The 26171-nt window shown below is 71.4% G+C and carries 24 protein-coding genes; 6 read left to right on the plus strand and 18 right to left on the minus strand.

Features of this window, described 5'->3' with window-relative positions; translation table 11 throughout:
• Positions 1-33: 33 nt before the first annotated feature.
• Positions 34-2043, plus strand: a complete 2010-nt coding sequence (locus CCN39_RS35240; protein ID WP_086849440.1) for a DUF6541 family protein — start codon at positions 34-36, stop codon at positions 2041-2043.
• 138 nt (positions 2044-2181) lie between these two features.
• Here the strand turns inward: CCN39_RS35240 and CCN39_RS35245 are convergent, their stop codons facing one another.
• The gene (locus CCN39_RS35245; protein ID WP_086849441.1) at positions 2182-3063 is read right to left on the minus strand and encodes an LLM class flavin-dependent oxidoreductase; all 882 of its coding nucleotides are present in this window, start codon (positions 3061-3063) and stop codon (positions 2182-2184) included.
• A gap of 96 nt (positions 3064-3159) precedes the next feature.
• Between CCN39_RS35245 and CCN39_RS35250 the strand changes: the two genes are divergently transcribed.
• A complete protein-coding gene (locus CCN39_RS35250) occupies positions 3160-3957 on the plus strand; it encodes an HAD family hydrolase (RefSeq protein WP_086849443.1) in 798 nt (265 codons plus the stop codon).
• Between the two features lie 54 nt (positions 3958-4011).
• Here CCN39_RS35250 and CCN39_RS35255 read toward each other — a convergent pair whose 3' ends face one another.
• The 3 genes from CCN39_RS35255 to CCN39_RS35265 are packed head-to-tail and all read right to left on the minus strand — an operon-like array spanning position 4012 to position 7964.
• Positions 4012-4740 (minus strand): lysophospholipid acyltransferase family protein, encoded by a 729-nt coding sequence (locus CCN39_RS35255; protein WP_086849445.1) that lies wholly within the window; start codon positions 4738-4740, stop codon positions 4012-4014.
• 9 nt (positions 4741-4749) lie between these two features.
• Positions 4750-6189 carry a glycan biosynthesis hexose transferase WsfD gene (gene wsfD, locus CCN39_RS35260; RefSeq protein WP_086849447.1) on the minus strand — a complete coding sequence of 480 codons (1440 nt, stop codon included), beginning with the start codon at positions 6187-6189 and terminating at the stop codon, positions 4750-4752.
• Positions 6186-7964: a DUF8728 domain-containing protein gene (locus CCN39_RS35265; protein WP_086849449.1), complete on the minus strand. Its 1779-nt coding sequence runs from the start codon at positions 7962-7964 to the stop codon at positions 6186-6188. The genes wsfD and CCN39_RS35265 overlap by 4 nt, the downstream gene beginning before the upstream one ends.
• Positions 7965-8232: 268 nt before the next feature.
• Here CCN39_RS35265 and CCN39_RS50845 point away from each other — a divergent pair, with 268 nt between their 5' ends.
• On the plus strand, positions 8233-10098 hold the full coding sequence (locus CCN39_RS50845; protein WP_167455273.1) for a DUF6541 family protein: 1866 nt from the start codon (positions 8233-8235) through the stop codon (positions 10096-10098).
• Between the two features lie 37 nt (positions 10099-10135).
• Here CCN39_RS50845 and CCN39_RS35280 read toward each other — a convergent pair whose 3' ends face one another.
• The 7 genes from CCN39_RS35280 to CCN39_RS35310 are packed head-to-tail and all read right to left on the minus strand — an operon-like array spanning position 10136 to position 16492.
• Positions 10136-11095: a lysylphosphatidylglycerol synthase transmembrane domain-containing protein gene (locus CCN39_RS35280; RefSeq protein WP_086849451.1), complete on the minus strand. Its 960-nt coding sequence runs from the start codon at positions 11093-11095 to the stop codon at positions 10136-10138.
• Positions 11096-11107: 12 nt separating this feature from the next.
• Complete coding sequence (locus CCN39_RS35285; RefSeq protein ID WP_086849453.1) at positions 11108-12352, minus strand: acyl-CoA reductase; 1245 nt, start codon at positions 12350-12352, stop codon at positions 11108-11110.
• Positions 12349-13401 (minus strand): LuxE/PaaK family acyltransferase, encoded by a 1053-nt coding sequence (locus CCN39_RS35290; protein WP_086849455.1) that lies wholly within the window; start codon positions 13399-13401, stop codon positions 12349-12351. Before CCN39_RS35290 ends, CCN39_RS35285 begins: the two co-directional genes overlap by 4 nt.
• A complete protein-coding gene (locus tag CCN39_RS35295; protein WP_086849457.1) occupies positions 13398-14792 on the minus strand; it encodes an AMP-binding protein in 1395 nt (464 codons plus the stop codon). Before CCN39_RS35295 ends, CCN39_RS35290 begins: the two co-directional genes overlap by 4 nt.
• Complete coding sequence (locus CCN39_RS35300; protein ID WP_086849459.1) at positions 14789-15523, minus strand: SDR family NAD(P)-dependent oxidoreductase; 735 nt, start codon at positions 15521-15523, stop codon at positions 14789-14791. The genes CCN39_RS35295 and CCN39_RS35300 overlap by 4 nt, the downstream gene beginning before the upstream one ends.
• Positions 15516-15761: an acyl carrier protein gene (locus CCN39_RS35305; protein WP_003096467.1), complete on the minus strand. Its 246-nt coding sequence runs from the start codon at positions 15759-15761 to the stop codon at positions 15516-15518. The genes CCN39_RS35300 and CCN39_RS35305 overlap by 8 nt, the downstream gene beginning before the upstream one ends.
• Positions 15762-15772: 11 nt before the next feature.
• A complete protein-coding gene (locus tag CCN39_RS35310; RefSeq protein WP_086849461.1) occupies positions 15773-16492 on the minus strand; it encodes an acyl-ACP--UDP-N-acetylglucosamine O-acyltransferase family protein in 720 nt (239 codons plus the stop codon).
• 149 nt (positions 16493-16641) lie between these two features.
• Between CCN39_RS35310 and CCN39_RS35315 the strand changes: the two genes are divergently transcribed.
• Positions 16642-17748: a DegT/DnrJ/EryC1/StrS family aminotransferase gene (locus tag CCN39_RS35315; RefSeq protein WP_086849463.1), complete on the plus strand. Its 1107-nt coding sequence runs from the start codon at positions 16642-16644 to the stop codon at positions 17746-17748.
• A complete protein-coding gene (locus CCN39_RS35320; protein ID WP_086849465.1) occupies positions 17745-18701 on the plus strand; it encodes a Gfo/Idh/MocA family protein in 957 nt (318 codons plus the stop codon). Before CCN39_RS35315 ends, CCN39_RS35320 begins: the two co-directional genes overlap by 4 nt.
• Here the strand turns inward: CCN39_RS35320 and CCN39_RS35325 are convergent.
• The 7 genes from CCN39_RS35325 to CCN39_RS35355 form a co-directional block, all read right to left on the minus strand.
• The gene (locus CCN39_RS35325; protein ID WP_208630519.1) at positions 18698-20038 is read right to left on the minus strand and encodes a M20/M25/M40 family metallo-hydrolase; all 1341 of its coding nucleotides are present in this window, start codon (positions 20036-20038) and stop codon (positions 18698-18700) included. The two genes, CCN39_RS35320 and CCN39_RS35325, sit on opposite strands and share 4 nt — an antisense overlap.
• A gap of 85 nt (positions 20039-20123) precedes the next feature.
• The gene (locus CCN39_RS35330) at positions 20124-20828 is read right to left on the minus strand and encodes a hypothetical protein (RefSeq protein ID WP_086849469.1); all 705 of its coding nucleotides are present in this window, start codon (positions 20826-20828) and stop codon (positions 20124-20126) included.
• The gene (locus CCN39_RS35335) at positions 20825-21334 is read right to left on the minus strand and encodes a SigE family RNA polymerase sigma factor (RefSeq protein WP_086849471.1); all 510 of its coding nucleotides are present in this window, start codon (positions 21332-21334) and stop codon (positions 20825-20827) included. The genes CCN39_RS35330 and CCN39_RS35335 overlap by 4 nt, the downstream gene beginning before the upstream one ends.
• Before the next feature lie 262 nt (positions 21335-21596).
• Positions 21597-22223 carry an acyltransferase gene (locus CCN39_RS35340; RefSeq protein ID WP_086849473.1) on the minus strand — a complete coding sequence of 209 codons (627 nt, stop codon included), beginning with the start codon at positions 22221-22223 and terminating at the stop codon, positions 21597-21599.
• Positions 22210-23406 carry a glycosyltransferase family 4 protein gene (locus tag CCN39_RS35345; RefSeq protein WP_086849484.1) on the minus strand — a complete coding sequence of 399 codons (1197 nt, stop codon included), beginning with the start codon at positions 23404-23406 and terminating at the stop codon, positions 22210-22212. Before CCN39_RS35345 ends, CCN39_RS35340 begins: the two co-directional genes overlap by 14 nt.
• 32 nt (positions 23407-23438) lie before the next feature.
• Positions 23439-24368, minus strand: coding sequence for an NAD-dependent epimerase/dehydratase family protein (locus CCN39_RS35350; protein WP_086849475.1), 930 nt, complete (start codon positions 24366-24368; stop codon positions 23439-23441).
• A gap of 23 nt (positions 24369-24391) precedes the next feature.
• The gene (locus CCN39_RS35355; RefSeq protein WP_167455274.1) at positions 24392-25525 is read right to left on the minus strand and encodes a DegT/DnrJ/EryC1/StrS family aminotransferase; all 1134 of its coding nucleotides are present in this window, start codon (positions 25523-25525) and stop codon (positions 24392-24394) included.
• A gap of 126 nt (positions 25526-25651) precedes the next feature.
• Between CCN39_RS35355 and CCN39_RS35360 the strand changes: the two genes are divergently transcribed.
• The coding region (locus CCN39_RS35360; protein ID WP_208630518.1) for an AfsR/SARP family transcriptional regulator at positions 25652-26171 on the plus strand (520 nt) is incomplete at its 3' end.

Below are 26171 nucleotides of genomic sequence, written 5' to 3' on the forward strand. Positions count from 1 at the left end.
TCACATTTCGGCCTACGACACACCTGGAAAGCAGTGCCTGCACCCGAGGACTTCTGGAGCTACTTCGCCGCGGTGGCCACCTACCTGGCCGTGCTCGCGGTCCCCGGCGGGGTCGTCGGGTGGGCCGCGGGCCTGCGCGGCTGGGCCCTGGCCGGCCTCGCGCCGCTGCTCAGCTACGCCATCACCGGCCTGACCGGCCCGTGGCTGGCGATCGCGCACGTTCCGTACGGCTCGCTCAGCGTGGCCGCGGTCACCCTGCTGCTCGCCGCCGTGCTCTACGGCCTGCGTCGGCTGGCCACCGCGCGCGGCTGGTCGACGCCGGGTGCCGAGGAGCCCGCGGTGCCGTGGACGCGCCGGGCGCACCTGGCCGTCGGGGCCTGCGTCGCGATCGCCGTCGCCGTGTCGATCGCCGTGGTCGTCTCCGGCCGCGGCGGGACGACCGCGGTGTTCCAGCGCTGGGACACCGTCTTCCACGCGAACGGCATCCGCTACATCGCCGAGACCGGCGACGGCTCCCTGACCGGCATGGGCACCATCAACTGGTACCCCGGCGGCTCCTTCTACCCGAACGCCTACCACCTGGTCGGCGCCCTGGTCTACGAGCTGTCCGGGACGTCGATCCCGGTCACGCTCAACGCCGTCACGATGCCGATCGCCGGCCTGTTCGCGCTCGCCATGGCCGCCCTGGTGCGCCAGCTCGGCGGCCGCGCGGTGTTCGCCGGCAGTGCCGCGCTGGTCGCGGGCGGCGCGACGACCGGGGCGTACGAGTCGGTGTCGAGCGGCCTGCTGCCGTTCGCGCTCGGCATCGTGCTGACGCCGCTGGCGGTGATCGCGCTCCAGCGGTTCGTCGCGCGGCCGGGCGTGGACACCGGCGCGGTGCTCGCGCTGACCGCGACCGGCCTGCTCGCCGCGCACTCGAGCGCGCTGTTCGGGGCGATCCTGTTCGCGTTCCCGCTGGTGGTGCAGCGCTGGTACCGGGCGCTGCGCGGCCGCCGTGTCGACGGCGTGCCCGAGGGCAGGCCCGCCTGGCGGGTCGCCGCCGGCGACGTCCTGCGGATGCTGCCGGTGATGGTGGTGGCCGGGCTGCTGGCCGCGCCGATGATCCTCGGCGCGATCGGCTTCACGTCCGGTTCGTACCCGTACCACGCCTGGGGCTCGCACATGCCGGTGTGGAAGGCGCTGGCCATGCTGGCGACGTTCAAGCAGGTGCTGCCGGTTCCGCAGATCTGGCTGACGGTGTTCCTGGCGATCGGCGTGCTCACGCTGGTGGCGCTGCGGCGGATGCGCTGGCTGGTGCTCTCGGCGCTCGGGCTGTCGGCGTTGTTCGTGGTCGTCGCCTGCTTCGGCGGCGAAGAGTGGGTCATCTCGCTGTCGCGGCCCTGGTGGAACGACCGGTTCCGGCTGATGGCGCTCGCGTCGATCCCGCTGTGCCTGCTCGCCGCGCACGGCATGAGCGAGACCCAGCGGTGGCTGGCGAAGGTCGCGAGCGGCCGCGCGTGGGTGCGCGCGCGGCCGTGGCTGACCGGCCGGGTCGGACTGGCGACGGCGGTGCTGCTGGTCGTCGCGATGGGCGTGCTGACCGGCGGGTTCTACCGCGCGGCCAACGCCAAGACGGTGTCGCTGCTGTACTACAACGGCCTGCCCGGCGAGGTGGTCCCGCCGGTCAGCCAGGACGAGATCGACGCGATGGACCGCCTCGGCACGCTCGGCATCCCCGCCGACCAGAAGGTGCTCAACGACCGGCTCGACGGAACGGCCTGGATGTACGCCCTGACCGGCGTGCACCCGGTGGCCGGCCACTACGACGCCGGCGTGGCCCCGCCGGACGCGATCTACCTGGCCCAGCACTTCGCCGACTACGACAGCGACCCCGAGGTGCGCGCGGCCGTTCACCGGCTCGGCGTCCACTACGTGCTGATCGGCAGCGGCACCATCCGCCGGGACACGCCCATCGCGCCCGGCCTGCAGCACCTGGACGGGCACGACTTCCTGCAGGTCGTCTACCGGAACCCGGGTGCGGTCATCTACCGGATCGTGAAGTAGAACGCCCTCGTGGCCGCGGCGCCCCTCCGCGGCCACGAGGGCCCCCGCACCCCCGGGGTGATCCCGGTCGTCTGCAAAGTATCGACGCCCGCGGACCGGCAATCGGTTTCCGAATCACCCCGATGTCACTCGTTCGGACTAGCGCAGCTCCGGCAGGACGTCGCTCGCGACCTGCTCCAGCACGGCTTCCCGGCCTTCGTAGGGCGACGACGACCGCGGCCAGTGCGAGATGACGTCGGTGAACCCGAGCTCCTTCGCCCGGCCCACCGCGTCGCGGAACGCCTCCACGCTGCTCAGTGAAAACACCGGGGACGCGTCCAGGCTGAGGAACCGCTGGATGCTCGGCCGGTCGCGGCCCACCGCGTCGAGCCGCTGGTCGAAGACCTCGGTGAGCTGCGCGATGCCGGCCCACCACTCGTCGGCGGTCTCGCCGCCCTTGCCCGTGGTCACCCAGCCCGCGCCGAAGCGCGCGGCGAGGGTCATCGTGCGCGGGCCGTTCGCCGCGACGACGAACGGCAGCCGCGGCCGCTGGACCGGGCCGGGCAGGTTCCGGGCCTCGCGGGCCCGGTAGTACTCGCCGTCGAAGTCGAACTTGTCGGTCATGAGCAGCCCGTCGAGCGCCTCGACGAACTCGGTGAAGCGGTCCGCGCGCTGCTTGGGCGTCAGCTCGGGGGCGCCGAGCACCGCGCCGTCGTAGTGGCGGTGGTCGACACCCGCGCCGACGCCGAGGACCAGCCGGCCGTCCGAGATGTCGTCGAGGGTGTTCAGCTCGCGCATGAACGGCACGGGGTGCCGGGCCACCGGGGACGCCACGAACGTGCCGAGCCGGATCCGGGACGTCACCATCGCCGCCGCGGTCAGGGTCGGGACGGCGGAGAACCACGGGCCGTCGACCAGGTTGCGCCAGCCCAGGTGGTCGTAGGTCCAGGCGTGGTCGAAGCCGTACTCCTCGGCGGCGCGCCACTTCGGCTCGGCCGCCCACCAACGATCTTCAGGGAGAATGACGATGCCTACTCGCACAGGTCCGGACGCTATCGGTTACCACCGACAGTCGCACGGACGGGCAAGCCTTCGCCCGAACGAGTCAGGGACAATGGCGGGGTGGAGAGACCCCAGTTGATCGCGTCCGACGTAGACGGCACCCTGCTCGGCCCCTCCGAATCCCTCACCGGCCGCACGATCGCCGCCGTCCGCCGGGCGATCGAGGCGGGGGTGCCGTTCGTGCTGGCCACCGGACGGCCGCCGCGCTGGATCGCGCCCGTGGCCGGGCCGCTCGAGCTGACCGGGTACGCGGTGTGCGCGAACGGCGCCGTCCTGTACGACTGCGGCCGCGAGGAGGTCGTCGCGGTGCACGGCCTGCTGCGGCCCGAACTGCTCCACGACATCGCGCACGCGCTCGACAAGGCCCTGCCCGGCTGCCGGCTGGCCACCGAGCGCGTCAGCACCGGCGCCGACCACGACATGCGCAACTTCGTGATCGAGCCGGACTACCACAACCCGTGGGGCGACGGCGAAGGCCGCACCGCGCCACGGGCCGAGGTGCTCGGGCACCCGGCGATCAAACTGCTGGTCAGCCACCGCGGGATGTCGTCGGAGGAGATGGCCGACGCGGTGAACGCGCTGTTCGACCGGGACGTCGACGTCACGTACTCGTCGTCGGGCGGCCTGGTCGAGCTGTCCGCGCACGGCATCACCAAGGCGACCGGGCTCGCCGACGTCGCCGGGCGGCTCGGCGTCGAGCCCGAGCGGGTGATCGCCTTCGGCGACATGCCCAACGACGTGGAGATGCTCCGCTGGGCCGGCCACGGCGTCGCGATGCAGAACGGGCACCCGCAGGCGCGGTCCGTGGCCGACGAAATCACCGGCCCGGCCGGTGAGGACGGTGTCGCGCAGGTGCTCGAGCGCTGGTTCTGACCGTCCTGCGAGGGTCCGGGGCTTAGCCCCGGACCCGGGACTGGGCCCCGGATGTCACCGCCGGTCGAGCTCGGCCGCTTCGGCCGGGGTCGGCGCCGTGCCACCGAGGTGGGCGGGCAGCCACCAGCGTTCCTCGTCGGACGCCGGCTGGTCCGGGTACTCGGCCTGGGCGCGCTCGAGCAGCGTGCTCATCCGGGTGCGCAGCTCCTTCGTGACGACGTCCCAGTCGTCGCCCTTCGCCGGGCGCATCGGCTCGCCGATGAGGATCGAGACGGGCACGTGCCGCCGGGTCAGGTCCTTCGGCCGGCCCTTCGTCCAGAGCCGCTGGGTGCCCCACAGCGCCATCGGCACGACCGGGACGTCGGCCGCCGCGGCCATCCGGACGGCACCCGACTTGATCTCCTTGACGGTGAACGACCGGCTGATGGTGGCCTCGGGGAAGACGCCGACGACCTCCCCGGCCTGCAGCTTTTCGAGCGCCTCGCGGTAGGAGGCCAGTCCGGCGGAGCGGTCGACGGAGATGTGGTGCATCCCGCGCATCAGCGGCCCGGCGATCTTGTTGTCGAAGATCTCCTTCTTGGCCATGAACCGCGTCAGCCGCTTGGCCGGGCGCGCGCCGAGACCGCAGAAGATGAAGTCCAGGTAGCTGATGTGGTTGCACGCGATGACCGCGCCGCCGCGGCGCGGGATGTTCTCCGCGCCCTCGATCCGGATGCGGTTGTCGAGTACCCGGAACATCGTCCGGGCCGCCGCGATCACGGGCGGGTAAACCAGGTCAGCCATCCGGCAAGGTTACGGGACCGTAGGTTCGGAACGGCGGTTCAGCGGGGAAGAACACAAAACGAGGGCGATCAAGATCGAAAACAGCGCGACGGACTGGTGCTTGATGCCCTCGATGCCGTCGCCGAGCGCCGCGGTGCCGAACTGCGTCACCGAGACGGCGAGCAGGAAGGCCACCGGGACACCGAGTGCCGTCCGCCGCCGCGACCAGGCCCGGACCGCGACGATCAGCCAGATCGGCACCAGCGCGAACAGCCCGAGCGGGGCGAGCAGGCCGGTCAGCCACGACACCACCGGCACCCGGTGCTCCTGGGCGTGCGGCGGGAACCCGGCGCTCTGGTCGAAGCTGCCGAGGTAGTCCGGGCGCGCGGTGAGCTGGTCGGTGGCGGCCCGGTCGAGCACTTCGAGGGTCCGGCCCGGGTGGGTTGCGAAGTACGTCACGACGTTCCGGCGGCTGATCCTGTCTCGGTACTGCGGGTACGCCGGGTCCGCCGTCGCCGGGTGCGGGTGCCACCAGCCGTTGCCCGCGTACTGGGCGAACGACGGCGGCAGCCCGAGCTCGGCCAGGTCGGCCCGGGTGTCGTGCTTCCCGTCGACGATGTTCAGGAAGATCGAGTTGAAGACGTTGATCTCGCGGGAGTCGTCGCCCGGGAACTCGGTGTAGGTGCCGTCGGGCGCCCGCGCGGGCTCGACACTCTGCTGCGCGTAGAGGGTGACGGCGCCGATCGCGCCGATGACGAGGGCCGCCGACGCCCACCGCTTGGCCCCGCGCAGCGTGCCCGGCCGGACCAGCAGGATCGCCACGGCGAGGAGCGGCAGGATGATCAGCGTCTGGACCTTGGCGTTGACCGCCAGGACGCCCCCCACGAACGTCACGGCCATGCCCGCGTAGCTCCACCGGCCCTCGCGCGCGGTCAGGAGCAGGCCGCCGACGGCGAGTAGCAGGCCGAGGAAGGCCGCGCCTTCGCCGAGGATCGCCGCGAAGTAGCCGAAGAACGCCGAGTCCGCGACGACCAGCAGGAGCCCGGCCGCCACGAACAGCCGGGTCCGGCGCGGGTGCGGCAGGCCGAGCACGATCGCCGTGACCGCCGCCGCGGCGATGACGCTGCTCAGCAGGCCCAGGATGACCAGGCTCAGCGTGCCGTGGAGACCGATCAGCCGACCGAGCCGGACGGCCAGGTCCGCGAGCCAGCTCTGCGTCAGCAGGTACGTCGGCCGGCACGGCGGCGCCCCCGGCGCGGGCGTGTAGGCGAGGTGGACGAACGGCTCGGGCAGGCCCTTCCAGGTGATCCCGGCGCCGCACAGCACGCGGCCGCCGTCGCCGTTGTTGGACATCGCGATCGGGCGCGGCACCAGGAACCGCACCACGAACAGGGCGAGCGACGCGCCGAACACCCCGATCCCCAGCCGCGCTTCCGCGCCCAGCTGCCGGTCCGGGGCCTCGAGCTTCACGAAGGACAGGGTACGTAGCGGAAGTCCGGGCCCTTGTCGAGGTCGGCGACCAGTGACTTCGCCTGCTCGGCCCGCGGGTACACCGAGACCCAGTACGGCGTGCCGACGCGACGGAAGGTCGCGACCTCGTACTTGCCCGCGTAGACCGGGTCGATCGCGCAGTGCTGGCGGTCGGCGTAGCCGCCGTCGGCCGGCACGGCGACGGTCGGGCGGCGGCCGTTGACCACGTAGTCGTAGTCGGTGGCGACGCCGCCGTCGTGCCGTCCTTCGCGGGCGATGTGGTCGTCGGTGCGGCCGAGGACGTCGATGATGAGCAGCTGCCCGCCGTGGGCGGCGAGCGCGCCGGGCGCGGCGGCGCTGACCACCGACCCGGGCGGCAGGTAGTCGCCGAGCCAGCCGCCGATTTCGGCGAGTTCGGTGCCGTGCGAGTGCCAGACGCGAACCCGGTCGAGCATCTCGGGGCTGAACACCGAGACGAGGACCGCGAGCCCGGCCAGTCCGCAGGCGGTCACCGGGACCAGCCGCTGGGCGAGGGGTTTCGGCCGCGGCGACGGCTTCGCCACGAGGCCCGCGGTCAGCACGCCGTACGTCCCGGCGGCCGCGACGGCGAGCAGTGGCGGGATCGGGGCCAGCAGCCGCCACGACGGGCCGGGGTCGCCGCCGATGAGCACCGCGGCCGCGGCCAGCCCGGCGGCCAGCGCGAACAGCAGCCAGAGCAGGGCCCGGGCCTCGAAGGCGGGGACGACCGGGGCGGCACCGCGGGCCGGGGACGCCGCCACTCGGCCCCCCGGAACGCGGGCTGCGGCAACCGCGGCTTCGCCGCGGGCCGGGGACTCCGCTACCCGGTCCCCCCGAACCGCGGCGTCGGTGCGGCGCAGCACCAGCGCGACCGCGGCGACCAGGCCCAGCAGCAGGAATCCCTGGTGCGCCAGCGCGAATCCGGACAGGTACGGCCAGCCGGTGGCGAGGCGCTCGCCGAGCGGCCCGCCGAGCTTCGCGGCCAGCGGCGCCGGGAGGAAGTGCTGGTAGAACGTCGCACGCCAGGCCAGCCGCGGGATCAGGAAGACCAGCGCGCCCAGCAGGTACCCCACCGGCGCCCACCAGCTGTGCTTCTCCTTGAGCGCGGCCCCGGCCAGCCACAGGCCGGCCAGCACGCCGACCACCAGGCCTTCCGGGCTGGTCATCACGGCGAAGGCGACGAGCACCCCGGCGACCACCGGGCGGCGCGCGGCGAGCGCGTAGCCGACGGCGAGGACGAGCAGCACGAACAGCGGAACTTCGGAGCCCGAGGCGCCGTAGACGGCGAGTCCGCCGGCGCTCGCGGTGAGCACCGCGGCGGCCACGCCGATCGCCGGCCTCGGCCCGGCGCCGTCCGGGGCGGCCGCGGCGACGATCCGGTTGACGAGGAAGCAGGACAGCAGCACGCAGCCGAGCGCGGCGAGGACCCCCAAGACGACGGCCGTGGTGCGGATGTCGGCGCCGAACGCGGCGCGCGGCAGGGCGACCAGGACCAGCCAGGAGAAGTTCGTGTACCCCTCGACGCGCTCGCCGGGGTTGAAGACCGGGCCGTTGCCGTCGGCGATGTTCTGCGCGTAGCGGAAGGTGACGAGCGCGTCCTCGGTGACGGTCGCGAACAGCAGCTGGTGCAGCAGCGAAAGGCCGAGCGTGAGGGTGAGGACGAAGGCGCGCCAGCCGCGGTCGACGTCGAGGCGGGGCCAGGTCAGCACCACGATCGCGGCGACGACCAGCCACGCCACCACGACCGCGTAGACCACCCGGCCCCCTCCGCCTCGGCACCGCACCCGCCCGGCCGGCTCCTCGGCCAGGTTATCGATCATCGGCGGCGAAGTGTTTCGTGTGGACCGATCACCGGCCCGAATGGGGGTGGATCACTTCGCCGGCGACAGTCAATCAGGGAAATTCACCGCCCAGAATAACCCGATCGGGTGTAGCCCCGGAGGGCTGAAGTGACGTCCCGGAAAAGCGCCGATCGGGGTATCCCGTCGGCGCGACGAGCCGGTCATTCCCGGCTTAGTCTCCACCGTGCTCTCCGTAGGCATCGCCATTGTCGTCATCGCCGGGCCCGGTCTCCTGACGGGCCTCGCGGTGGGTTTGCGCGGCTGGGTCCTGGCCGGGACGGCGCCGTTGCTGAGCTACGCCGTCGGCGGGCTGACCGGTCCGTGGGCCGCCGCGGCCGGGCTGTCGTTCAGCCCGCTGACGTACGCCGGCTCGACCGTCGTGTTCGCCGGGATCGCTTTCGGTGTCCGGAAGTTCACGGTGCGCGGCCGCCGTCCGGAGCCGCCGTTGTGGGCGCGCCGCGGGCACCTGGCCGTGCTGGCCTGCCTGCTGTTCGCGGCGGCCATCGGGTGCTGGGCGGCCCTGCTCGGGCTGGGCCGCATCGGGGCGCTGCCCCAGGGCTTCGACGCGGTGTACCACGGCAACGCCGTCCGCTACATCGCCGACACCGGCGACGGCAGCCTGTTCGGCACGGGCCACGTGAACTGGTACGGCGACGCGGCGCCGGTGTTCTACCCCAACGCCTACCACCTGCTGGCGTCGGTGACGTACCGGCTCGGCGGGGCGTCGATCCCGGAGACGCTGGACGCCAACACCGTGCTGCTGCCGGGGCTGCTGGCGTTGTCGCTGGTGACGCTGGTGCGGGAGTTCCGCGGCCGGGCGGTGCTCGCGGGCGCCGTGGCGCTGGTGGCGGTGGCGCCGGTGACGGGCGTCTACGAGTCGATGAACCGCGGTCCACTGCTGCCGTTCGCACTGGGCGTGACCCTGACGCCGCTGGCCGCGGTGGCCCTGCGGCGGTACCTGGAGCGGGCCGCGCCGGACACCGGGCTGGTGCTGGTGCTGACCGCGGCCGGGCTGCTGTGCATCCACTCGTCGACGTTGTTCGGCGGGATCCTGTTCGCCGGCCCGATGCTGGTGCAGCGCTGGCTCACCGGGTGGCGCCGGCTCGGCCGCGACCTGCTGGCGTTGCTCCCGATCGCGGTGGTGTCGCTGCTGGTGGCGTGGCTGCAGCTGTTCGGAGCACTGGGGCTGGCGTTGCCGTACTACGGCTGGCCGAGCGAGTACCGCGCCTCGACGGCGTTGGGCGCGCTGCTGGGGTTCCAGCACTTCGAGCCGCACCCGCAGGTCTGGCTGTCGGTGGCGTTGTTCCTGGGGATCGTGTTCTTCGCGCGGGCGGGCGAGCTGCGCTGGATCGGCCTGACGGCCTTGTTGACGGGGTTGGCGTACATCGCGGTGGCGTCGTCCAACGCGCCGATCGTGATGGCGCTGTCCCGGCCCTGGTGGGACGATCCGTTCCGGTTCTTCTCGATGGCGGCGGTCCCGCTGTCGGTCCTGGCGGCCCACGGCTTGGCGTCGACGCAGGCCTGGCTGCGCGACCGGCTGCCGTCCCGGGTGCCGGCTGTCGCCGTGCTGGTCCTGCCGGGGTTCGTCCTGCTTTCGGACGGGCTGTACGTCCGGTCGAACGGGGACCAGGTGTACCCGGGTTACCAGGCGGCGGACCCGTCGACGCTGCGCGTGACACCCGGCGAGGAGACGGCGATGGCGAAGCTCGGCACCTTGGCGGCCCGGGGCGAGTGGGCCATGAACGACCGGTTCGACGGAACCGCGTGGACTTACGCTTTGACGGGAATTCGAACGGTCGCCGGACATTTCGACGAAACTTCCCCACCGTCGGACGCGGTGTTGCTGGCGAACCGCTTTCGAAACTATTCGACGGATCCGGCGGTCCGGGCCGCCGTGCGCCGGTTGAACATCCATTGGGTCATTTTGGGAAAGCCGTCCGGCGATCCGGGCCGGCCATATCAGCCGGGGTTGACCGGATTGGCGGGCGAGCCGTTCCTGACGGAGACCTACCGCAACCCGGACGCGGTGATCTACCGGCTGACACCCTGAGTTGTCCACATGTGAGCAGAGCCTGTGGACAACCGGATCAGACGGGGGTGGCCACCGTCCGGGCCGCGACCGCCGCGATGCCCGCCGTCAGCAGGTCGGCCACCGTGAACATCACTCGGGAGGCCACCGCGAAGGCCGTGGCCTGGCCGACCGTCAGGCCGCTCGCCGTCAGGACCGCCACCTGGGCCACCTCGCGGACGCCGACGCCGCTGGGGAGGATGAACGCGAACGTGCCCACTGTCATCGCCACGGCCATGGCGCCCACGCACAGCACGAAGCCGCCGATGCCCGGGGTGCCCACCGAGTTGGCCAGGAGCCAGAGGTGGACACCCTGCAGGCACCAGGCCGCCGTCGAGGCGCCGAAGACCTTGCCGATCACCGCCCAGCCCAGGGGGTGGGCCAGCGGGGGGCGGCGGAGGATCCGCAGGACCAGCGACGTGCCCCAGGTGAGGATCTTGGGGTGCAGCATCGCCAGGCCGAGCGGGATGAGCACGAACAACCACAGCGCGCGCGGGCTGTTGCTGAACACCGCCGGCGCCGCCAGGAGGGACACCACCAGCGCCGACACCATGCCCACGCCGAGCTGGATCAGGGACCCGGTGAAGATGCGGGCGCGGGCCAGGCCCGCCTTGCGGCCCAGCTCCATCTGCAGCAGGTACGCCCAGACCGAGCCCGGCACGTACTTGCCGAGCGAGCCGACCAGGCAGATCTGGGCGCCGCGGGCGTAGCCGATCGGCGCACCCAGGTCGTCGACCATCACCTGCCAGCCCCAGGTCGACACCAGGATCGCCGCGACCAGGGCGACCAGGCTCAGCAGGGACGACTCCCAGGCGACGTCGCTCAGGGTGTGCCAGAACTCACCCCAGTTCGCCGCCAGCTGCTTCGCCGCGAAGCCGATGACCAGCAGGATCGCGACCCACCGGACGACGTCGAGGATCTTCGCCCGGGTGGACTTCGGCTGCTTTCCCGCAGCCGGCAGGTCCTCAACTGTCGTCATCGACGGCTCTCCTCAGGCCTGCACCGTGACCAGGCGGCTGAACTCGGAGAGCAGATCGTAACCGTCCCAGACCGCCGAGAAGGTCAGGGCGGAGCCGAACGGCACGATCCGGTCGACGCCGCGGCCCGCGAGCTCGTGCGCGAACGCCGTCAGCTCCTCGGCCGTGAAGCCGAACTGGCTGACCGTCTGGTCCTTCCGGAGGACGATCGGCACCAGATCGGACAAAGAGGACACTCGCGCGTTGGCGAACGTGCCGGCGCCGAGCCACTCGCGCGGCAGCACCGCCGGGTCGGTCAGCTCCAGCGTCGCCAGGCCGTTGCCCTGGAACGCGATCCCCTTGACCAGGCCGTCGACCGCCGCGCCGTACGCCGAGACGCGCTTCTGGACCGCCATTGCGGGCTCGGTGACGTGCTGCTTCGTCTCCAGCACCGCCGCCAGCAGCGTCCGGAACTCGCTCCCCGCCGCCTGCGCACCGGCTTCGTCGCCGACCCAGAACACCGCACGCGGTGACGAGCAGGCGGCCTGGTCGAACCAGTACGAGTCGTTGTAGAAGCCCTCGGCGGCCGCGCGACGCTCTTCGGCCGACGCCCGCTGCCAGCCCGCCACCGACGCGACGGCGAAGGACGAGCGGTCCGGGAACGTCAGGTCACGCGCGTGCGGGGCCAGGGGGTACTTCCGCAGGGCCGCGACCGAGCCGTCGCCGCCCCAGATGACGCGCAGGTCGGCGGCCAGCGACAGGGCGCCGCTCACCTCGTCGCTGCGGTCGTAGGTCACCATCCGCTGCGTCGCCCGGACAACGCCGGAAACCGAAGGGTCCACTTCGGACAGCGCCGCGTTCAGCGCTTCGAGCACCGCCTCGGCGGCCCCGGCCGAGCGCGACGAGACCCGCACGACGTTGTGGTTGCCCGCCAGCGCGGACAGCGCCCACGAGTAGACGAAGATCGTGTCGACGTTCGCCGGCGGCACGTGGAACACCAGCCCGCGCGGGAACCGCAGCGCGTTCCCCGAGGTGTCCAGAGTGGACAACGCCTTGGCGATTTCGCCCTTGCGCAGGAAGAAACCGAGGGAGGCGAGCTCCGGGAACCGGCGCGCGGTGGCCGGGGCCAGCAGCTTGCGCGCGAACTTCGTGACGAACTCGACGATCCGCGGGTCGCCCACCCGCAACCGGCCGCCCGGCGGCGAAGCACGCAGCTCGTCGACCAATTCGGTCACGGCGATCGGTTCAGCAGCAGGAAAACGCTGGGTCAGAGAAGTCACGCCGCCGCTCCCGAGAACGTGTCGGAGCACCCGCGGGCCTCCGCCTTCGGCAGCCGCCCGAGCACGGAGAAGTGCTTGCCCGGCCAGTCGCCGTCGTCGATGCCGTTGTAGACGCCGAGGTCTTCGGTCAGCAGCACGTGCCCGGGGTACGACCGCGGCAGCGTCGAGACGACCTCGATCACGCCCGGCTCCCCGACCGGCTGCTCTTCCCACGTCTCCGGGTTCCGGATGACGACGTCGGCGAAGTCCGGGCAGTACAGCGAGTTACCGGACGGGCCTTCGAGGAACACCGTGCCGATCTGCTCGATCATCCCGTAGTAGTTGTGGATCCGGGTCAGGCCGGTGTCCTCTTTGAACCGCCGCCGGAACTCGGTGTTGTCCACCGCGCGGTCGATCAGCTTCTTCCAGCCACCGGAGTGGATCAGGATGCCGTTCGACAGGTCGAGCCCGTGGTCCCGAGCGACCTCGTACAGGTACAGCCACACCATGAACGTGAAGCCGAAGATCAGGAAGGGCTTGTCGCCGTACTCGGCCAGGAACTTCTTGACCGCTTCGACGTCCGGCTGGTCGTTCTCGTCGAGCACGTACGTGTGCTTGCGGCCGAAGTTCGCCATGCCCAGCACCCCCGCGCCGCGCGCGGAGAACGAGCGGCGGTTCTTGATGATGCCGATCGTGTCGACCATCAGCATCGGGAGCCGCTCGCCGCCGAGGACCTCCTGCAGCGTCGCGCCCAGCTGCTTGGTCTGCGCGCCCGCCGCCTCCTTGTCCAGGTAGATGCGGGACGCGCCGGCGCCGGTGGTGCCCGACGACGTCAGGGTCTTGAAGACCTCGCTGTCCGGCACGGACTTGAGGTCGTGCGTCTTGAACATCCGCACCGGCAGCCACGGCAGGTCGGCGATCGAGCCGAAAGCGGCGTCCGAAGCGATGCCCAGCGACGACAGGATCCGGTCGTAGCCTTCGGAATGCGCCCGGTGGTGGGCGGTGAGCGAAGCCAGCTCGGGCAGCAGCAAGGCTTCCCGGTCGGCCTGCGACCGCGTGAACACACTCATACCCGCCCCTCCAAGGTCCGGTAGTCGATCTTGCCGCTGGCCAGCAGCGGCACGGTTTCGATCGGGCGGACGTCGAACCCGCTGACGTGCAGGTGCAGCCGCTCGGACAGCGCCCGTGACGCGTCCTTGCAGATGCCGGCGTCGGCACCCTCGGCGAACAGCACGACCTTGTCGCCGGCCGCCACCGCGGCCACCACGTCGATCCCGACCGCCGCCGTGCGCACGGCCTGCTCGAGATCGTCGAGGCTGACGCGGTTGCCGAAGACCTTGCCGATGCGCTTGAGCCGGCCGGTGATGAACAGGTACCCCTCTTCGTCGAGGTACCCGAGGTCACCGGTGGCCAGCACGCCACCGTATTCGTCGCCCTTGGCCAGTCCGGACTCGTCGTCCGCATAGCCCATCATCACGTTGGGCCCACGGTAGACGACCTCACCGACAATTTTCGGGTGCGTGGTCTCCGAGCCGTCGTCCCGGCGCACCGCGAACCGGCCGCCCGGCAGCGCCGGCCCGGCGGAACCGAGCTTTTCGGCCAGCCTTTCGGCGGGCACCGTCGTCATCCGCGGCGAGGCCTCGGTCTGGCCGTACATGACGTACATCCGGCCGCCGACGGCGAGCATCTTGTCGTTGAACTCGGCGATCAAGTCGTCGCGCAGCTTCCCGCCGGCCTGCGTCAGCGTCCGCAGCGTCGGGTACTTCGCGGGGTCGAACTTGAGCCGCCGCAGCATTTCGTAGTGGTACGGGACACCGGAAAGCGACGTGACGCCGTAGGTGTTCACCGCGTCCCAGAAGCCGCGGCCGAGCACGCCGGACGGCTCGATCACGATCGTCGCGTCCCGCACCAGGTGCGAGTTCAGCACCGAAAGGCCGTAGCTGTAGTGCAGCGGCAGGCAGGTCGGCGCGACCTCGTCCGAGTCGATGTGCAGCACCTGCGCGATGGCGTCAGCGTTCGAGAGGATCGCCTGCCGCGAGAGCCGGACGAGCTTCGGGTTGCCGGTCGACCCGCTGGTCGGCAGCAGGACGGCGAGGTCAGGGTGCGGAATGACGCCGTCGGCCGAAGAACGGAGCCAGTCGGCGCCCTGCGCGGTGTAGCCGTCGGGTGCGTCCCCGGAGGCCGACAGCACGGCCGCCGGCCGGAACCGCGAGACCAGTCCGGCCAGCACGTCCGCGTCCAGCGCCGGATCGATCAGCGCGATCGCCCGCCCGGACTCGAACGCGCCCAGGTAGGTCAGCACGCTGTCCAGGTCGACCGACATCCGCGCGAACACGACGCCGGTGGGCAGCGCCGCCAGCTTCTCCACCGCGCGGCCGACCTCGGCCGACAGTTCCGCGCCCGCCAGCGTGCGGCCCCCGGCCACATCCACCAGCCGAGCCCCCGCACCCAGCAACGTCACAGCACCAAGCCTCCGTCGATCCCCAGCACCTGGCCGGTGATGAACGACGCCTCGTCGCTCACCAGGAACCGGATCGCGTTCGCCACTTCTTCGGGCCGGCCGAGCCGCCCGAGGGGCGTCTTGCCGGCGTTCTCGGCCTTCGCGTCCTCGCTCAGGCCCGCGGTGAGATCCGTCTCGATGACGCCCGGCGCGACCGCGTTGACGCGGATGCCGGACCGGCCGAGCTCCTTCGCCGCCGAGCGCGCGATGTTCGCCACCGCCGCCTTCGACGCCGCGTACACCGTCTGACCTGCGCTTCCGTACTCGCCGACGATCGAGGCGAGCACGACGATCGCGCCGGACTTCTTGCGCATCATCGCCCGGGCCGCGGCCTGGACGGTGTGCAGCGTGCCGGCGACGTTCGTGCTCAGCGTCGTGTCGACCAGCTCTTCGCGGATCATCCCGAGGAGCGCGTCCTCCATGATCCCGGCGTTCGCGACGACGACGTCGAGCTTGCCGTGCTCCTTGGCGACCGCCCTGACCAGCGAAGACACTGCCTTTGCGTCGGTGACGTCCAGCGCCAGCCCGGAAGCACCCACGGACGCGGCCGCTTCCTTGGCGCGAGCTTCGTCACGGCCGGTGAGGACCACCGTGGCGCCCGCCTCCACCAGAGCGCGGGCGGTGGCCAGGCCGATCCCCCGCGTCCCGCCGGTGACGAGCGCGACCCGGCCCGACAGCGACGAATCAGTCATTCTTCGACTGCAGCTCGGTCACCATGTCGACGGCGACCTTGAAGCTCGACATGTCGATGACCTGGTCGGTGTCGAACTCGACGTCGAACTCGTCCTCGATGGCCGCGACCAGCGCCATGTGGCCGACCGAGTCCCACGCCTCGATGTCGCGGTACTTCAGGTTCTCGACGTCCACACCGCCGTCGAGGTCCAGCGCCTCGACGAAGACCTCGCGCAGCTTGGGGGCGACTTCAGACATCTGCATAGCTCCTAGTGCTCGTCGCGCGGGCGAGCGTCCCACGCCTTTACCAAGGTAGAGAGGTCGCCGGGCAGCGTGACGTCCGGGAGAGCTTCCTTGCCCTTCAGCCACGGCCCGAGTGCCTCGATCGTCTCCTCGTCGAGACCGCGGCGGGACAGGCCCACGACGTTGACGCCGGTGACGCGGGCCGGGTTGCCGACGGCGATGGTGAACGCGCCGATCTCGCGCCGCACCGCCGAGCCCATCCCGATCATCGCGCCGGGGCCGATCACGACCTTCTGGTGCAGGATCGCGCCCATGCCGAGGTTGGCGCCGTCCCAGATGTGGCAGTGGCCACCCGTCACGGCGTTGGAGGCGATCGTCACGCCGTCGCCGACCAGGCAGTCGTGCGCGATGTGGGAGTTGCGGAGGAAGTAGCTGTCGCTGCCGACGGTCGTTGTCCGCCAGGTCCCTTGGTGGACACTCACGTACTCGCGGATCCGGTTGCGGCTGCCGATGACGACGCCGTGGCCGTCGTGATCCGGGTCACCGGCCGGGGCGTCTTCCCAGGCCGCGGGGTGGGGACGGCTACGGTCTTCGCCGGGCGTGCCGATCGTCACGTGCGGGCCGATCCAGTTGCCGTCGCCGATCCGCGTCGGCCCGGCGATCACCGCGAACGGCCCGATGACGTTGTCCTCGCCGAGCTCGACGCCTTCGCCGATGACGGCGGTCGGGTGGATGCGGTTGGCCACGGGCGGGTATCCGTTCGTCGGCGGCTGGGTACTGGGCGTGCTACCGCGCCCGGTAACGTGTGGCCCGCGTTGCTGCAGGGCGGCCGGGCGCAGAACCGGCGGCTCACTGTACCGGACGCACCGAAATCGCCTGCCGAGAGAGACTGCCCATGATCCCCATCACTGTGGTCGACGTCCGCGACGCGGAGGACCTCGTCGTCGAGGTGCTGCGCTCCGGCGCCATCGCACAGGGACCGATGGTCAAGCGCTTCGAAGACGCCTTCGCGGCGGTCTCCGGGACGAAGCACGCGATCGCGGTCAACAACGGGACCACCGCGCTGGTCGCGGCCCTGCAGGTGCTGGACCTGAAGCCCGGCGACGAGGTCATCACCTCGCCGTTCACCTTCGTGGCGACGCTGAACGCGATCCTCGAGGCCGGCGCGACCGTCCGCTTCGCCGACATCCGGCGCGACGACTTCGCGATCGACCCCGACGCCGTCGCCAAGGCCGTGACGGACCGCACGAAGGTCCTGATGCCGGTGCACCTCTACGGCCAGACGGCGGACATGGGCAAGCTCGCGCCCCTGGCCGCCGAGCGCGGCCTGCAGGTGATCGAGGACTCGGCGCAGGCCGTCGGCGCGTCGTTCGAGGGCAAGCAGGCCGGCTCGTTCGGCATCGGCTGCTTCTCGCTGTACGCGACGAAGAACATCACCACCGCCGAGGGCGGCGTCATCACCACGGACGACGACGCGCTGGCCGACAAGCTGCGCGTGCTGCGCAACCAGGGCATGCGCGCCCGGTACCAGTACGAGGTCGCCGGGCACAACTACCGGATGACCGACCTGCACGCCGCCGTCGGCATCCCGCAGCTGGCGAAGCTCGACCAGCTGACCGCCGCCCGCCAGGCGAACGCGAAGCGGCTGTCGGAGGGCCTCGCCGGCACGCCGGGCCTCGACGTCCCGCAGGTGCTGCCGGGCCGGGAGCACGTGTGGCACCAGTACACCGTGCTGGTCGGGCCGCACGCGTTCCTCTCGCGCGACGAGCTCGCCGCGGCGCTCACCGAGCGCGGCATCGGCAACGGCATCTACTACCCCAAGATCGTCTTCGACTACGACTGCTACGCGGGTCACGACCTGATCCCGGGCGCGCGCGTCGAGGACTTCCCGGTGGCCCACGCCGTTTCGCAGCAGGCGCTGTCGCTGCCGGTGCACCCGCACCTGACCGAGTCCGACCTGGACACCATCATCGAAACCGTTCGCGAGGTACTGGGCGCATGACGCATCGGATCGCTCTTGTCGGTTCCGGGAACATGGGTTCCCTCCACGCCCGCGTGCTCGCCGGGAACGAGCGCGTGGACCTGGTCCGCGTGATCGATCCGCGCGAGGAAGCGGGCAAGGCCGTCGCCGAGCGGTACGAAACGCGGTGGACGCCGGAGATCGGCTCGCTGTCCGATGTGGACGCCGTGGTGCTGGCGTCGGCCACCGAGGTGCACTACGACCTGGCGCAGGAGATCTTCCGCCAGGGCAAGCCGATGCTGGTCGAGAAGCCGGTCTGCAACAGCTTCGAGAAGTCCCAGGAAATCGTCTCGCTGTCGGCGAAGAACGACATCCCGCTGATGTGCGGCCTGCTGGAGCGCTACAACCCGGCGGTGATGACCGCGCTGGCGCTGGTCCAGGAGCCGATCCACCTGATGGCCCGCCGCCACGGCCCGTACGCGCCGCGGATCAAGACCGGCGTCGCGTGGGACCTGCTGGTGCACGACGTCGACCTGGCGATCCAGTTCTTCGGCGGCGCGACGCCGGCGCGCGTGACGTCCGGCGCGGGCTACTTCCACCCGTCGTCGGTCGAGGGCGCCGAGGACACCATCGAGACGGTGCTGTCGTTCCCGACCGGCCTGGCCACGGTGTCGGCGTCCCGGCTGGGGCAGCGCAAGGTCCGGTCGCTGATGGTGTCCGAGCTCGACCGGCTGATCGAGATCGACCTGCTGCGCCGGGACGTCACGATCTACCGGCACATCTCGCACGACTCCGTGACCCCGGACGGCCTCGGCTACCGGCAGCAGACGGTCATCGAGATCCCCGAGCTCATCACGGCCCGGGAGCCGCTCGCGACGCAGCTGGACCGGTTCTGCGACCTCCTCGAAGGCAAGGTCGACGCCGACACCGAGCGCGACCTGATCCTGCCGTCGCACCACGTCGTCGAGCAGGTCCTGACGCAGGCGGCGGCCTAGCTCACCGGCGCCGGGAACGCGGCCGGGCTCCGGTGACCGCCGGGGCCCACCGCGCGGACGCCGAAGAAGACGTTGTCCTTGGACAGGTCGATCTTCGCCGTCAGCGCCGGGCCGACGTCGATGGCGTGCGTCCAGTCCGGCGCCGTCGTCTCGCGCCACAGGACCTCGTAGCTCGACGCGCCCGGCGTGGCGGTCCAGAGCAGTTCCGAGTCGTTCGTCAGGGCCGCCGTGCGGATCTTGACGCCCTTCGGCGTGCCCGGGGCCGTGGCCAGTGACCACAGCGCGGCGCCGTTCACCCGGGCGACCCGCGCGGTGAACGGGAAGTCGCAGAACTCCGGCAGATCGCCGTACCGGACACCGTTTTCGACGCGGACGTCCTGGTGCTGGTGGGCGAAGTCCTCGTTCGGCTCGGTGAACCGCGCCGCCGGGTAGCCCTGTTCCAGGAAGCCGATGTGGTCACCGCCGCGCAGGTAGCGGTCGCGGCGGTGGACGACCCGGACCGTCATGCCGGTGGCGTCGTTCTCCGCCACGGACTTCACGAACCGGGCCAGCTGCCGCGGTGGGGAGTCGTTCTCGCCGCCGATGCTGCGGCGCAGGCTTGCCTCGGCCGGGGTTTCCGCCGTCGGGACGCCTTCGGCGAAGAGGCGGATCGTGAAGGGGTCGCGGGTGCCGTCGTCGGCGCGGCTCGAGCCGACGATGTCGTCGGTGAACATCGCCTGGACGTCGGTGCCGGCCGCCTTGAACTGCTGCGCCATGTACCGCGAGCCGTACAGGCCCTGCTCTTCACCCGCGACGGCGGCGAAGACGATCGTCGCGGCCGGCTGCCGCGTCGAGAGCACCCGGGCCAGCTCCAGGGCGACCGCGACACCCGAAGCGTCGTCGTCGGCGCCCGGCGCGTCCCCGGTGAAGTCCATGACGTCGCTGCGGCGCGAGTCGTAGTGCCCCGAAACGACGTACACGCGGCCGGGATCGGTGGCCCCGCGCAGCGTCGCGACGACGTTGGTGATCTTCGTCGGCACCGGGATCCGGTCGGCGGGCGGCTGGACGTACGACTGGAGCTCGACGCCCAGCCGTCCGCCGGACCCCGCCGCGATCCGCTGGAACTGCGCGAAGAGCCAGTCACGCGCGGCGCCGATGCCGCGGACCGGGTCGTCCTGGGCGGAGAGCGTGTGCCGGGTGCCGAACGCGGCCAGCCGCCGCACGGTCGCTTCGATCCGCCGTTCGTCGACCTGGCGGAGGAGGGCCCGCAGCTCCGCGTCGGGACGCTGCGGGCGGACCGGGCCACCGGGCCCGCGGTCCCCGAGCTCGGCGGCGCCGGCCGGAGCGGCGGCAACCATGCCCAAAGCGGCCGTGGCCGTGAGGAACGCTCGTCGAGAGGTCACGATTCACGTCATACGCCCGCTTCGGGTGGGCGGGTACCGCCTACTTGGTGAGCCGCTTGCCGTCGGCGTCGTAGGCGATCAGGGGCGTCAGGACGGCGGAGTCGGGGACGACGTCGGGGTTGAACCAGAAGATGACCACCTCGGGGTCCGCGGTCCACTTGGCCAGGTTCGCCTCGACGGTCTGGCCGTGCACCGTGGTCGTGATCCGCGCCGCCGGGCCGGCGAAGTAGCCGAACACCGGGATGACCTGGTTGCCGATGGTCTCGCCGCCGTCGGTGGCGTGGAAGCCGAACGACCGGTCGGACCCGCGGAACTCGTTCGTCGCCAGCAGGGACTGCAGCGACGTCCCGGACCGGAAGCCGGCCACCAGGCCGAAGCGGACTCCCGGCAGCTCCGGCGCGTCGACGGCCCGCGCGTAGAAGACGAGCTCGCCCGACGGCGTCCGGATCCCGGTGCCGACGACGTCGCCGATCGGCTGTTCCGCGGGCGGTGCCGGGGACGTCGTGGAAAGCGACGGCGACGGTGGCTGCGCGACCGGCGCCGTCGCGGGCTGCCGCAGCTGGATGGCGAACACCACGACGAGCACGACGGCGGCCGCGGCGGCGACCCCGCCGGCGCCGGTCAGCAGCCGTCGGCGACGGCGGATGCGCGTCCCGTCGGCCATGATCCTGGCCAGGTCGGGTTCGGCGAAGGGCTCCTCGGGCGGCTGCCGGAGGACGGCGCGGAAGTCTTCGAGCTCGTTCACCGCCCGCTCCCTCCGATCAGCGTGTCCTCCGGGTCCGCCTCGACCCGCAGCTTGGCCAGCGCCCGCGAGTTCGTGCTCTTCACGGTACCCAGGGAAACGCCGAGCTCACGGGCCACGTCGGCTTCGGGCAGGTCGAAGAAGTGGCGCAGCACGACGACGGCGCGTTCGCGGTCGGTGAGCGTCTTGAGCACCGCGGTGAGCCACGCGCGCTGGGTGACGGCCTTGCCGACGTCGAGGCGGTCCTGCTGCTCGGGCAGGGCTTCGGTGGCGTACTCGCGGATGGGGCGCCGCCAGCCGTCGATGACGTGGTTCACCAGGACGGTCCGGGCGTAGCCGTAGGCGTCCTTGTGCCGGACCCGCGACCAAGCCGCGTAGGTGCGCGTGAAGGCGGTCTGGGCGGCGTCCTCCGCCTGGTGGCGGTCACCGGTGAGCAGGAACGCGGCGTGCGTGAGCCGAGCCGACGACGCGCGGACGAACTCCGCGAACTCTTCGTCGCCGCGCGCCATGGATCACCTCGTTTCGTCGTTCCCAGCGACGGCCGGGCCGAGGAAAGGTTGCTCGCCCAGCTTGCCACGGTTCGCCGGACGGCCGGCAGCTGCCGAAACGTTGTGTAACCGATATCTTGCGCTCGGTCACTGAGTACTAGATTGTCCAGCGGGCGGACCGTGCGGTTCCGTGCGTAGAACTTCACCGCCGGGAGGATCGGGCGGTTTCACGACGGCGGTATCGGCGTTCGGCGCCGGTGCCGCCGTCATCCACGTCCGGGGCCTACTCCGAGAAGTCCCCCGACGGCGCGCCCCAGCCGGACGCATCTCCGCCGCGTTCCTCGGCGATCTCCCGGCGACGCGCGTTCTCCGCCCGCACCCGGTCCACTTCGGACTGGATGTACTCCTCGTCGTACCGCTGGAACACCCGCGCCGGGTTGCCCGCCACCAGGGTCCGCGGCGGGACGTCCTTCGCCACCACCGAGTTCGGCTGGACCGTCGCGAAGTCCCCGATCGTCACGCCCGCCATGATCACCACCAGGCCGCCGATGAAGCAGCCCTTGCCGATCTTCACCGGCTTGCGCTCGATCAGGTCGCTGCCCGAGTGGTTCTGCAGCGTCATGTTCGCCAGCCAGCTCGAGTGCGTGAAGATCAGCGTGTTCAGCCCGATGCTGGTGTGCTCGCCGATCTCCAGGCCGCCGCTCGCGTCGAGGGCCGCTCCTTCACCCACCCAGCAGTGGTCGCCCATCTTCAGGTTCTCCGGGCTGATGATCTTCACGCGCTCGCGGACGCGGCACGTCGAAGGCAGCCCGTAGAACTGAGCGCGCTCGGCGTCGTTCATGTACTGCGAGACGAGCTCGGTCAGGATCTGCGGGCGCAGCCGGTGGCTGCGCTCGTCATCGAAGAACATCGGCTTCCGACACCAGCTTCTCGAAGGTCCTGAGGTGCTCTTCCGCGACGACGTCGAGGCCGAAGTTCGACCGCACCAGCTCGCTCTCGCGCTGCGCGATCAGGGCCCGCTTCTCCGGGTCGTCGAAGAGCTCGATCACCGTGCGGGCCACGGCTTCCGCGTCGTCCGGGCGCACCAGCAGCACGTTCTCGCCGTTGCGCAGCTCGATGCCCGGGTAGTTGTCCTCGGTGACCGACGCGATCGTCGCCGTGCCCGACAGCATCGCCTCCAGGGACGCCGTGCCGCAGCCGCCGTTGAGGTCGTGCGTGACGATGTCCGCGGCCGCGAAGTACGCCGGGACGTCCTCCTTCGGCACCGCGCCCGTGACGATCAGCGCGTCCGACACGCCCAGCTCCGCGGCGCGCTTCAGGAACGCGTCGTGGTACACGCGGCCGACGACGACCACCCGCACCCCGGGGTGCTTGTCCAAAATGGCCGGGAGGGCCTCGATCAGCGGCAGCCGGTTGCGCAGCGGGATGACGTGGCCCAGCGACACGATCAGCGGTGCGTCGCCGATCCCGTGCTCCGCGCGGACGTCCTTCGTCACCGGCTTGGCGAAGTGCCCGGTGTCGACGGCGATCGGGAAGTACTCGGAGTTCGCGTCGCTCGTCCCGTACCGCACGACGCAGTAGTCGACGCCGAGCTTGTCGAGGATGACGTACCGGGGCCGCATGTAGGCCAGGAGAGGCCGCACGAGCACCGCGTCGAGCAGCCGGAACACGCCGCCGTACAGCTTGTTGTCGCTGATCAGCAGGGTGTGGATGGTCAGCAGCGCCGGGACGCCGTGCCGCCGGGCCCAGATGCCGGCCAGCCACGAGAGGTCGAAGAACTGGCCGTGCAGGTGGATGGCGTCCGGCCGGAACTCGTCCAGCAGCTTCCACAGCCGCCGCCAGTTGCCCGGCCGCAGGGACGCGAAGCTCATGTCGAAGTCGATCGACAGGCCGATCTGCGGCATCTTCACCGCGGGGAAGCGCACGACGCGGTAGCCGTCGCGCTCCTCCTCGGCCGGGGCCTCGCCGTACGCCGCCGTGATCGCGAGGACTTCGTGCCCGGCCGCGGCGAACTGCGCCGCCAGCGAGGCGGCCATGTGCGCGCTGCCGCCCACGCGCGGCGGGAAGAAGTTGTTCACCACCGCGATGCGCATCGCACGCCCTTGGGCCGGCCCCGCGGTGGTGTTCACTCCGTTTCCTTGACCAGATCCCGCATGCCGTCTTCGACGGTGATCCGCGGCTCCCAGCCCAGCACGTCCCGCGCCCGGCTGATGTCGGCGGCGCGCCGCGAGACCAGCACGTCACGCTCGTTGAACAGCGGCTCGACGTCGACGCCGACCGCCTCGATGAGGATCTTGGCCAGCGCCGCGATCGACGTGTCGATGCCGGTGCCGATGTTGATCGGCACGTTCGCCTTCTCCGACTCCAGCGCCGCGACGACGGCGTGCGCGAGGTCGGTGACGTGCACGAAGTCCATCGACTGGTCGCCGCGGCCGTCGATGATCGGCGGCTGGCCGTTGCGCAGGCGCTGGATGAAGTGGTTGATCACCGACGTGTAGTAGGCCTCGATCTTCTGGCCGGGGCCGTACACGTTGAAGAACCGCAGCGCGTTCCAGGACAGGCCCTTCTGGCGCTCGTAGAAGCCGAGCAGGTCCTCGCCGGCGCGCTTGGAGATGCAGTACGGCGTCAGCGGGCGCAGCTCGTCGTCCTCGTGCATCGGCAGCCGCTTCGGGTCGCCGTAGACCGACGCGGTCGAGGCGAACACCAGCCGCTCGACGCCCTCGTCCGCGGCCGCCGCGAACACGTTGTGGTTGCCGATCATGTTGATGTCGATCGACTCGTGCGGGTCGGCGATCGACTTGTTGATCGACACCGTCGCGAAGTGGATGACGTGCGTGCAGCCACGCATCGCCTCGCGCACCGCGCCGCCGTACCGGACGTCCTTCTCGACCAGCTCGACCCGGCCGGTCGCGACGAACTCGTTGACCCGGGCGCGGTCGCCGCGGGTCATGTTGTCGAAGATCCGGACCGTGTAGCCGCCTTCGAGCAGCAGCGGGATCACGTGCGCGGCGATGAAGCCACCGCCCCCGGTGAAGAGCACCTTCTTGTCGGACACCAATTTCTCCTCGGTCGGTGGCTTCAGGACAGGGACTGCACGGCTTCGCGCACGACCTCGGCGACGCGCGTGACTTCGGCGTCGGTGAGGTTGGCGTGCATCGGGATGGCGAGCTGACGCGCGAACGCGTCGGCCGAGACGGGCAGCGGGGCCTGAGGCCCGTAGATCGGCTGCAGGTGCGAGGCGTACGTGCCGAAGTTGCACTGGACGCCCTGGGAGCGGATCCGCAGGGCCAGCGTGTCGCGGCTGACTTCGGGCGCGACCGTGAGCAGGTAGGCCTGCCACGGGTGCTCGCGGTCGGGCAGCTCCACCGGCACGGTCAGCGCACCGACGTCGGCGAACGCCTCGTGGTAGCGCTTCGCGACCGAGCGGCGGGCGGCGAGGAGGTCGGGGAGGCGGTCGAGCTGGACGTTCATGATCGCGGCCTGGACGTCCGACAGGCGGAAGTTGTAGCCGAGCTCGTGGAACTCCGGGATGGGCAGCGTGTCCGAGCCTTCGCGGCTGATGGCCGGCTCGATGCCGTAGGTGTGCAGCTTGCGGGCGTGCGCGATGAGGTCTTCCCGGTCGGAGACCAGCGCGCCGCCCTCGCCCGCGGTGATGCCCTTGCGGCCGTGGAAGGAGAACGCGGCGAGGTCGGCGAGGCTGCCGGCCGGGCGCGTCCGGTACGTCGCTCCCGCGGCGCAGGCGGCGTCCTCGAAGAGCCAGAGACCGTGCTTGTCGGCGATCGCGCGGTATTCGTCGAAGTCACCGGGCTGGCCGGCGACGTCGACCGCGAGAATGCCGACCGTCTTCGGCGTGACCAGGGCTTCGACGTGCGCCGGGTCCGCGCTGAAGACGTCCGGGCGGATGTCGGCGAACACCGGCTTCGCGCCGGCCTGCACGACGGCGTGGCCGGTCGCCGGGAACGTGTAGTCGCCGACGATCACCTCGTCGCCCGGCTGGACGCCGAGGACCTTGAGCCCGAGGAAGAGCGCCGAGCCGCAGTTCGCGGTGGTCAGCGCGTGCGCCGTGCCGGTGACCTTGGCGAACCGCTCTTCGAAGCGACGGCACGCCGGGCCGGCACCGGCCAGCCAGCCGGAGCGGAAGACTTCGGCTACGGCAGCGAGCTCCTCTTCGCCCACGGTGGGTTGACCTAGGGCAATGCTCTCGGACGACATACCTCTCCCATTGCGTGGGGACCCGGCGAAGTGTATAGACGCACGCTCAGGTGATTCACAGGACCACGCCGAACTCCCCTGTGGAGTGACGCCCGCCGCAGGTGGGGGACGTCTTAGGCTGGGTCCATGCGATTCGGGGTGCTGGGGGCCGTCGCCGCGTGGCGCCCCGACGGCACGCAGGTGGCGGTGGGCGGCCCGCGGTCGCGGACGCTGCTGGCGCTGCTCGCCCTCGAGGCCGGCCGGTTCGTGTCGGCCGAGCGGCTGATCGACGGCATGTACGGCGAATACCCGCCGGACGGCGCGGCGAACGCCCTCCAGTCGCAGGTGTCGCGGCTGCGGACGGCGCTGAAAGACCTCGCGCCGGTCGAGTTCACCGCGGCCGGGTACCGGCTGGCCGTCGCACCGGACGAAGTGGACGTTCACCGCTTCGAACGGCTCGTCCGCGAGGGCCGCACGCTGCTGAAGAACGCCGAGCACACGCGGGCGGCGGACGTGCTGGGCGAGGCGCTGGCGCTGTGGCGCGGGCCCGCGTTCACCGACCTGGCCGATGCGCCGTTCGCCGCCCCGCAGGCCACCCGGCTCGACGAGCTGCGGGCGGACGCCGTGGACGACCACGTCGAGGCCCGGCTGGCGCTCGGGCAGGCCG

The organism is Amycolatopsis kentuckyensis (assembly GCF_002155975.1).
Taxonomy (GTDB): domain Bacteria; phylum Actinomycetota; class Actinomycetes; order Mycobacteriales; family Pseudonocardiaceae; genus Amycolatopsis; species Amycolatopsis kentuckyensis.